Here is a 9,045-nt window from a genome sequence, read left to right as displayed (position 1 = left end):
CCCGCTGCCGGTGACCGGCGGAGCCGCCGGTCACCGGCAGCGGGAGCAGCGGTCCGCCCATGCTGATCTCGTTGAGGTTGGCGCGGCCGTCGAGGGTGCGGGTGTCCTTGTTGTACGCGTTGACGACGTTGCCGGCGGCGAGCGGGGCGACGTCGAGGGCCTCGGCGAGGGAGGCGCGCTGGTCGACGAGGGTCTGGGTGAGCGGGACGAGCCGGTCGACGTTCTTCTTCAGTTCGCCGCGGTTGTCCTTGATGAACGCCTTGACCTGGACGAGGGCCTTGCCGAGTTCCTTGAGGGCGCCGGCGAGGTCGTCCTTGTTCTCCGCGAAGTAGCCGACGACCTCGTCGAGGCGTTCCTGCGCGGTGCGGACGTCGCCGTCCTTGTCCTTGAGCATGGTGGTGAAGGTCTGGAGCTGGCCGAGGGTGGTGAAGAGGTCCTCGCTGCTGCCGTCGAGGGTCTTGGCGGCCTTGCCGAACTCCTTGATGGAGGTGCCGATGGACGTGCCGTTGCCCTTGAGGTTCTTCGCGCCGGTGTCGAGGAGTTCGGACAGGGCGCCGGTGGAGTTGGCGCCGTTCGGTCCGAGTGCCCGGCTCAGTTCGGTGATCGAGTCGTAGAGCTGGTCGATCTCGACGGGGGTGCGGTTGCGGGCGGCGGGCAGTTCCGCGCCGTCCGCGAGGGTGGGGCCGGTGCTGTACGCGGGGGTGAGCTGCACGTACCGGTCGGCGACGATGCTCGGGGCGACGACGAGGGCCCGGGCGTCGGCGGGGACGCGTACGCCCTCGTCGAGGAGGAGCCGGACGCGTACCCGGGTGCCCTGCGGGTCCACGGACTCGACCTCTCCGACCCGTACGCCGAGGACGCGCAGGTCGGAGCCCGCGTAGATGCCGACCGTGCGGTCGAACCAGGCGGTGATCCGGGTGCCGTCGTCGTCGAGCGCGCGGACGGCGACGAGACCGCAGGCGGCGAGCAGCACGAGGGCGAGCCCGGCGACGAGGGGTCTTCTGGGTCTGGTCATCATTCACCGCTCCCCTTGGCCGTCGCCTTCTGTTGCGGCGGCAGGCATCCGGTCTTGGGCTGCGAGGCCTCGGGCAGATAGGTACGGGGCACCACTCCGCACAGGTAGCTGTCGAACCAGCGGCCGCTGCCGAGGGTGTTGCCGACGAGCCGGTAGTACGGGCCGATCAGCGCGAGTGTCCTGTCGAGCCGGCCGCTGTTCCTCTCCAGGACTCCGGTGACGCGGCTGAGGGCCTTGAGGGTGGGGCCGAGCTGCCGGTCGTTGTCGCCGACGATGCCGCCGAGTTCGGTGCCGAGTGCCCTGCTGCCCTTGAGGAGGGCCCGGATGGCGTCGCGGCGCTTCTGGAGTTCGCCGAGCAGGGAACCGCCGTCCTCGACGAGGGTCTCGAAGCTGGACTTCTTGTTCTCCAGGGTCTTGGTGAACTTCCTGCTGTTGGCCAGGAGCCGGGCGAGTTCGGTGTCGCGCCTGGAGACGGACTTCGACAGTTCGGAGAGGCCGGTGGCGGCGTTGCGGACGTGCGGCGGCGAGTTCCTGAAGGTGTCGGAGATCGTCTCGAAGCTCTCCGCCAGCTGGGCGGTGTCGATGGCGTCCACGGTGCCGCTGAGGTCCTCGAAGGCCCGGGTGACGTCGTACGGGGAGGTGGTGCGCGACTGCGGGATGCGGGTTCCCGGGTCCTGCCGGTCGGAGCCCAGCGGGTCGAGCGCCAGGTACTTCTCGCCGAGGAGGGTCTTGATGGCGATGGCGGCGGTGGAGCGGTCGCCGACCCAGGCGTCGCCGACCTCGAACGTCACCTTGACCTTGGCTCCGTCGAGGGAGACCTCGGTGACCTTGCCGACCTTGACGCCGGCGATGCGCACCTCGTCGCCGGCGTCGAGTCCGGCGGCCTCGGAGAAGTCGGCGCTGTAGGTGGTCCCTCCGCCGACGAGGGGCAGCCGGTCCATGGTGAACGCCAGGGCGGCGACCAGCGCGAGGAACACCAGTCCGGCGACGGCGACCGTGACCGGGTTGCGCTCCTTGACCGGCTTGAGCCGGGGGCGGGGGCTCATCCGCGGCACCTCGGTTCGGTCACGGCGATCCCGGTCGGCGGCTTCGAGCCGTCGGAGGTTCCCACGCCGGTCACGCGCGCCTCGCAGAGGTAGAGGTTGAACCACGATCCGTACGAGGACAGCCGGGCCAGGGCGGTCATCTTGGCGGGGGTGTTGGCGAGGAAGGACTCGATGGCGGGGGTGTGCTCGCCGAGGGTGCCGGAGAGCCTGCCGAGTTCGCGGATGTCCTTCTTGAGGGGGGCCCGGGCCTCCTGGAAGAGCCCGGCGGTCGTCGTGGTGAGGGCGCCGATGGCCTGGACCGCCTCACCGAGGGGTTTGCGGTCGGTGTTGAAGCCGGTGACGAGTTTCTGGAGGGTGACGACGAGGTCGTCGAAGGCCGCCTCGCGGTTGTTGAGGGTCGTGAGGACGGTGTTGAGGTGGGTGACGACCTGGCCGATGACCTTGTCCTTGGCGGCGACCGTCCGGGTGAGGGAGCCGATGTGGCGGAGCAGGCTGTCGACGGTGCCGCTCTCGCCCTGGAGGACCTGCACGAGTGATCCGGCGAGGTCGTTGACGTCGGCGGGCGAGAGGCCCTCGAAGAGCGGCTTGAACCCGTTGAAGAGCAGGGTCAGGTCGAGGGCGGGGGTGGTGCGGGCGAGCGGGATGGTCTCCCCGTCCCGCAGGGTGCCGGCCAGGTCTCCGCTGCCCCGGCCGAGGGAGACGTAGCGCTGTCCGACCATGTTGAGGTACTTCACGGCGGCGGTCGCCGAGCGGGGCACCGGGCGGTCCTCGCGGACCGAGAAGGTGACCTGGGCGGTGCGCCGTTCGACGACGCGTACGTCGGTCACCTCGCCGACCTTCACTCCGGCGACGCGCACGGAGTCGCCCTTGACGAGCCCGGTGACGTCGGTGAACAGCGCCTTGTACGAGCGGGTGGCGGAGCCGACGCCGGTGTTGGCGATGCTGAGGCCGAGGACGGTGGTGGCCAGCGCCGTGACCAGGACGAACGCGAGGGACTTCAGGAGCGTGCCGGTCAGTCCGCGGCGCCGCGTGTGGGTGGACCGCTTCGTCATCGGAGGGTCACCTCCGCGCCGCGGAACGCCGGGCCGACCAGTGTGCTGCTCCAGTCCGGGAGGTCGCCGGGCCGCTTCTTCGCGCCGGGGGCGAGGAGTTCGTTGAGGAGGTCGTTCTCCTGCGGGGAGTTGGCGGGGCCGAGGTCCTGGTCGGCCGCCGCGGAGGCCCGTACGGCGGGTGCGACGGGGATGCCGAGGTAGGGCACGGGGTAGCAGCGCGGGCCGCCGCCGGAGCCGTACGACGGTGTGTCACGGCCGGGGACGTACGCGCCGCGGGAGGGCACGGTGGTGACGTCGACGTGGAGTCCCGGCTGGTCGGTGCCCTTGCCGAGGGCCTTGTCCATGGCCGGTACGAACTGGGCGAGGGTGCGCAGGGTGCAGGGGAAGGACGGCGCGTACTCGGCGAGCAGCTCCACGGTGGGACGGCTGGTGGCGCTGAGCCGGATGATGTTGTTCTTGTTCTGGCGCAGGAAGACGGTCAGGTCCTGGGCCGTCCTGGTGGTGGAGCCGAGGGCGCCGGCGAGGTCGGCCTCCTTCTCGGCGAGGGTGCCGCTGGTGGTGGTGAAGTCGGTGAGCGCCGTGACGATGTCCGGGGCGGCGTCCGCGTAGAGGTGGCTGACCTTCACGAGTTCTTTCAGGTCGCGGGTGAGGGCGGGCAGTTGGGGGTTGAACTCCCGGAGGTGGGCGTCGAGCCGGGTGAGGGTGTCGCCGAGCTTGTCGCCGCGCCCCTCCAGGGCCTGGGAGACGGCCGACAGGGTGGCCGAGAGCTTCTGCGGCTGGACGGCGGTGAGCAGGGGCAGGACGTTGTCGAGGACCTGCTGGAGTTCGACGGCGTTGCTGGAGCGGTCCTCCGGGATGACGGCGCCGGGACCCAGCGGCTCGGCCGTGGAGTCGCCGGGCGGTACGAGGGCGACGAACCGTTCGCCGAAGAGGGTCGTGGGGAGCATCTGGGCACGGACGTCGGACGGCACGTGGCGGAGGGTTCCGGGCCGCATGGCGAGGGTGAGCCGGGCTCCGCCGTCGGTGGCGTCGATGGCGCGGACCTCGCCGATGACGACGCCGCGGAGTTTCACCTCGGCGCCGAGGTGCATCTCGTTGCCGACGCTGCCGGTCTCGACGACGACCGGGTCGGAGTCGGTGAACTTCTTCTCGTAGACGGCGACCGCGAGCCAGGCGAGCAGGGCGGGCACCAGGAGGAAGACCACGCCGGCGAACCGGCGGCGCAGGATCTCGGCACGTGAGTCGCTCATCTCACCCCGCCACCTTCACGGTCGTGGTCGCGCCCCAGAGGGCCAGCGACAGGAAGAAGTCGGTGACGCTGATCAGCACGATGGCGTTGCGTACGGAGCGGCCGACCGCGATGCCGACGCCGGCGGGGCCGCCGGAGGCGCGGAAGCCGTAGTAGCAGTGGGCGATGATCACCATCACGCTGAAGATCAGCACTTTCAGCACCGAGAGCAGGACGTCCGTCGGTGACAGGAAGAGGTTGAAGTAGTGGTCGTACGTGCCCTGGGACTGGCCGTTGAAGAGGACCGTCACATAGCGCGAGGCCAGGTAGGAGGAGAGCAGGCCGATCGCGTACAGCGGGACGATGGCGACGACGCCGGCGATGATGCGGGTGGTGACCAGGTACGGCATGGAGCGGATGCCCATGCCTTCGAGGGCGTCGACCTCCTCGTTGATGCGCATGGCGCCGAGCTGGGCGGTGAATCCGGCGCCGACGGTCGCGGAGAGGGCGAGCCCGGCGACGAGCGGGGCGATCTCGCGGGTGTTGAAGTAGGCGGAGACGAAGCCGGTGAACGCCGCCGTGCCGATCTGTTCCAGGGCGGCGTGGCCCTGGAGGCCGACGACGGTCCCGGTGAAGAGCGTCATCGCGATCATGACGCCGATGGTGCCGCCGATGACGCCGAGGCCGCCGGAGCCGAAGGCGACCTCGGCGAGCAGCCGTTGCACCTCCTTGAGGTAGCGGCGCAGGGTCCGCGGTACCCAGAGCAGGGCCTTGACGTAGAACAGGAGCTGGTCACCGGACCGGTCGAGCCAGACGAACGGGGAGGCCATCGTTCTCAGCCTCCCTTCGGCGGGACGATCTGCAGGTAGATGCCCGTCAGCACCATGTTCACGAAGAACAGCAGCATGAAGGTGATGACGACGGACTGGTTGACGGCGTCGCCGACCCCCTTGGGGCCGCCGCGGGGGTTGAGTCCCCGGTAGGCGGCGACGATGCCGGCGATGAACCCGAAGATCAGGGCCTTGAGTTCGCTGATGTAGAGGTCGGGCAGCTGGGCGAGGGCGGAGAAGCTGGAGAGGTAGGCGCCGGGGGTGCCGCCCTGGAGGATGATGTTGAAGAAGTAGCCGCCGAGCGTGCCGACGACGGAGACCATGCCGTTGAGCAGCACGGCGACCGCCATGGTGGCGAGGACGCGCGGGACGACCAGCCGCTGCACGGGCGAGACGCCCATGACCTCCATCGCGTCGAGCTCCTCCCGGATCTTGCGGGAGCCGAGGTCGGCGCAGATGGCGGAGCCGCCGGCGCCGGCGATCAGGAGGGCGACGATGAGCGGACTGGCCTGCTGGATGACGGCGAGGACGCTGGCCCCTCCGGTGAACGACTGGGCCCCCAGCTGCTGGGTGAGCGAGCCGACCTGGAGGGCGATCACGGCGCCGAACGGGATGGAGACGAGCGCGGCCGGCAGGATGGTGACGCCGGCGACGAACCAGAACTGCTCGACGAACTCCCGGAACTGGAAGGGGCGTCGGAAGACGGCCCTGGTCACTTCGGCGGCGAGGGCGAAGAGCCGGCCGGTCTGCCGCAGCGCGCCGGTGATCACGAGCCGCTCCCGGTGATCCGCTCCCGCTGGGGCAGGGTGTACGCCGCGTGGTCCCTGGCGTAGGTGTCGCGGATGGCGGCCTGGGCGGCGTGCGGCAGCCGGTCGAGCATGCCGAGGACGCGCTCCCGGCGGCGTCCGACGGCCGCGCGCGGCGGGAGGCCGGGCGAGGGTTCCAGCTGCGGGACGATGACGCGGGGTGCGGGCGGGAGGGTGGCGGGGTTGTCCAGCTCGGCGGCGAGCAGGGCTGCGTCCTTCTCCTCGGACATGCCGATGGGGCCTTCGCGGCGGCCGGCGAGGAACTGGGTGACGACCGGTTCGTCGCTGGTCAGGAGGACCTCGCGCGGGCCGAAGGTGACGAGGTTGCGCCGGAAGAACATCCCCATGTTGTCGGGGACAGTGGCGGCGATGTCCAGGTTGTGGGTGACGATCAGCATCGTCGCGTCGATGCGCGCGTTGAGGTCGATGAGCAGCTGCGACAGATAGGCGGTGCGGACGGGGTCGAGCCCGGAGTCCGGTTCGTCGCAGAGGACGATCTGCGGGTCGAGCACCAGGGCGCGGGCCAGGCCGGCCCGTTTGCGCATGCCGCCGCTGATCTCGCCCGGCAGCTTCCCCTCCGCGCCCAGCAGGCCGACGAGGTCGATCCGCTCCATCACGATGCGCCGGATCTCGGACTCCCGCTTGCGGGTGTGCTCGCGCAGCGGGAAGGCGATGTTGTCGAACAGGGTCATGGAGCCGAAGAGGGCGCCGTCCTGGAACATGAGGCCGAAGAGTTTCCGGGTCTCGTAGATGTCTCGTTCCGGGCTGCTCACCATGTCGACACCATTGATGAGGACACGGCCCTGCTGGGGTTTGAGCAGCCCGATGAGCGATTTCAGGAAGACCGTCTTCCCGGTACCGGAAGGGCCGAGCATCACGCTCACCTCTCCGGCCGGCAAGGTCAGGGTCACGTCCTGCCAGATATTCTGCTTGCCGAAGGACATGGTCAGACCCTCAACGACTACCTCGATTCCCATCCCACCTCCAGCAAGCGTGCGTCGGGGGTGCGCCGCGGGCGCACGTTAAGTCGGTGCGGATCACTTGGACAAGAGGCCTGGCGAAAAATCCTTGATCCGCTCCTGTATTTGTCACCACGGAGACAAAGACCGGGTTCGACTTTGTCTGCGCGGAGACACACGGATGGTCCGACCTGCGACTCTGGTCGCCGCCCCGGGAACGTTACGGCCGAGTAACCTCCTCCGGCAATACCGGATCCAGAGTTTTCGGCGACGGGCAGGAGGCGGCCGTTCGTTTATCAGGCGGGAGACAATTCCATTTCGCCTCTTGTCACGGGGGAGAGCAACGCTGAATCCAGCCATCCCTGATCGATCATAATTGTCGACATTGCGCACCTCGGAACCAAGGCGATTCCGGCCACCGCTCACCCGCTTGACAGGCAATTAGGCTTCTTCAAAGAATCATGGACTGCGGCATTGTTCAGCTAAGTTTCTCGCAAGTAACGTCAGGTTTCGCGGCCGAGAAATACCCGGGCCGCCGGCCGCTCCCCCACCGCGGCCGCACCCTCAGCTGGTCAATCCTCAAGGAGAGTCCGGGACCCATGAAGAAGCAGATCAGAAACTTCGCCGTCGTCGCCGGGGCGGCGACCGCCGCGTTCGCCCTCGCCGCCGGCCCTGCCTCGGCCGTGCCCTCGACGGTCTGGACCGTCAACCCGTCGCCGGTGAACATCGCCGCGACGAACAGCGGGAACATCGTGCTGAGCGTCAACGGCATCGCCATGACGTGTACGAAGTCGAACGGCTCGGGCACGGGTCAGAGCGCCACCGGCAACCCGGCGACGATCGGCTCCATCACCGCCATCGCCTTCGGCGCCACCGGGGCTCCCTGCACCAGCGTGCTCGGCAACGTGAGCACCGTCGCGACCACGCCCTGGACCCTCGTGGCACAGGACTACACCGCCGCGACCGGCGTCACCAAGGGCTACATCGGCAACGTCGACGCCAAGGTGACCGTCGGCGCCTGTGTCTTCCGCGTCACGGGCAAGGCATCCGGCACGTACACCAACGCGTCGGGCAAGCTCTCCGTGAACAGCACCTCGGGCGAGCTCACGGTCGTCTCGTCGACCAACTGCGGTGCGGCCGTCCCGGTCGGTGCCAAGCCCCTCTTCAAGGGTGACTACCTCTTCAAGCAGGCGGGCACCACGACCATCCCGACGATCGTCGGTTCCAACCCGTAAGGACGCAGAAACCCGCGTCCGCCCGGCCGGCGACCCCGGCCGGGCGGGCGCGGGCCTGTCCGCGCCCGCACACGAACGACCCGAGCGGAGCACCAGATGAGAGGCCCACGGCCCACCCCTCGATCCTCCCGCGTCCGCGCGCGCGGTGCGACGATCGCCGCGTTCGTGGCGCTCGCCCCCCTGCTCCCGGCGGCGGCCGTCGCCGTCGGCACGCTGAAGGTCGACGCCGCGCTGCCCTACGTCTGCACCCTGCCCTCGGGACAGCAGCCCGCGACGGTACGGATCACGGCGTCCTTCCCCGAACGGGCGGCCGCGGGCGAGGAGATCCGGCCCACCGACGTCACCACGACGGTGGAACTCCCGGCCGGGGCGGTGGCCGACCTCACCACGCTCAGGGCCGCCACGGTACGGGCGGAGACACGGCTCACGGTCGGGTTGACGCAGAACGACCGGCGCGCGGAAGCGACATGGCGAGGTACGGCACAGCCCGTCGACGTACCCGCCGACGGCCCCCTCGTGCTCACCACGACGGGCGACGTGCCGAGCCTGACGACGGACACCGCGGGCGACCTGAGGCTCACCGCGGGAGGACTCTCCGTCGACCTCGCGCCGAGCACGGCCGACGGTGTGCCCACCGCTCCCGCGGCCCTCTCCGTCGCCTGCGTCCCCGGCCAGGACGCGGAGGGCCGTACGTTGCTCGCCACGGTCCGGGTCGGCGCGGGCACCGGGGGACCCGGCACCCCTCCCACGACGCCGACCGCTCCTCCCTCGTCCTCCGCGCCCTCGTCCGCCCCGCCTCCCTCCTCCGGCCTCCCCCTGCCGCCGTTCCCGACGGACCGGACGTTCCCGGCCGGGCCGGGAACGTCCGGTCCGT

The 9,045-nt window shown here is 69.9% G+C and carries 9 protein-coding genes; 2 read left to right on the top strand and 7 right to left on the bottom strand.

The features are described from left to right. The 7 genes from AOK00_RS26655 to AOK00_RS26625 all read right to left on the bottom strand — a co-directional run. Positions 1-1,015, bottom strand: a 1,015-nt coding sequence (locus AOK00_RS26655) for an MCE family protein (RefSeq protein WP_055602803.1), incomplete at its 3' end; no start/stop codon positions are given. Then, positions 1,015-2,061, bottom strand: coding sequence for an MCE family protein (locus AOK00_RS26650; protein WP_055602804.1), 1,047 nt, complete (start codon positions 2,059-2,061; stop codon positions 1,015-1,017). The genes AOK00_RS26655 and AOK00_RS26650, both read right to left, overlap by 1 nt. After that, the gene (locus AOK00_RS26645) at positions 2,058-3,113 is read right to left on the bottom strand and encodes an MCE family protein (protein ID WP_055602802.1); all 1,056 of its coding nucleotides are present in this window, start codon (positions 3,111-3,113) and stop codon (positions 2,058-2,060) included. The genes AOK00_RS26650 and AOK00_RS26645 overlap by 4 nt, the downstream gene beginning before the upstream one ends. Then, a complete protein-coding gene (locus AOK00_RS26640) occupies positions 3,110-4,363 on the bottom strand; it encodes an MCE family protein (RefSeq protein ID WP_055602801.1) in 1,254 nt (417 codons plus the stop codon). The genes AOK00_RS26645 and AOK00_RS26640 overlap by 4 nt, the downstream gene beginning before the upstream one ends. Position 4,364: 1 nt before the next feature. Next, positions 4,365-5,171 (bottom strand): MlaE family ABC transporter permease, encoded by an 807-nt coding sequence (locus AOK00_RS26635; protein WP_055602800.1) that lies wholly within the window; start codon positions 5,169-5,171, stop codon positions 4,365-4,367. A gap of 5 nt (positions 5,172-5,176) precedes the next feature. Next, complete coding sequence (locus tag AOK00_RS26630) at positions 5,177-5,941, bottom strand: MlaE family ABC transporter permease (RefSeq protein ID WP_055602799.1); 765 nt, start codon at positions 5,939-5,941, stop codon at positions 5,177-5,179. Beyond that, positions 5,938-6,954, bottom strand: coding sequence for an ABC transporter ATP-binding protein (locus tag AOK00_RS26625; protein ID WP_055602798.1), 1,017 nt, complete (start codon positions 6,952-6,954; stop codon positions 5,938-5,940). Before AOK00_RS26625 ends, AOK00_RS26630 begins: the two co-directional genes overlap by 4 nt. Before the next feature lie 581 nt (positions 6,955-7,535). Between AOK00_RS26625 and AOK00_RS26620 the strand changes: the two genes are divergently transcribed. Together AOK00_RS26620 and AOK00_RS26615 are read left to right on the top strand one after the other, a co-directional pair. Next, entirely contained in the window at positions 7,536-8,171 is a 636-nt protein-coding gene (locus AOK00_RS26620) for a hypothetical protein (RefSeq protein ID WP_055602797.1), read from the top strand. A 96-nt stretch (positions 8,172-8,267) separates the two neighbouring features. Beyond that, positions 8,268-9,045, top strand: a 778-nt coding sequence (locus AOK00_RS26615) for a DUF6801 domain-containing protein (protein WP_367870057.1), incomplete at its 3' end; no start/stop codon positions are given.

The organism is Streptomyces aureus (genome assembly GCF_001418135.1).
GTDB lineage: Bacteria > Actinomycetota > Actinomycetes > Streptomycetales > Streptomycetaceae > Streptomyces > Streptomyces aureus_A.
This window is presented reverse-complemented; position numbering and strand designations above follow the sequence as displayed.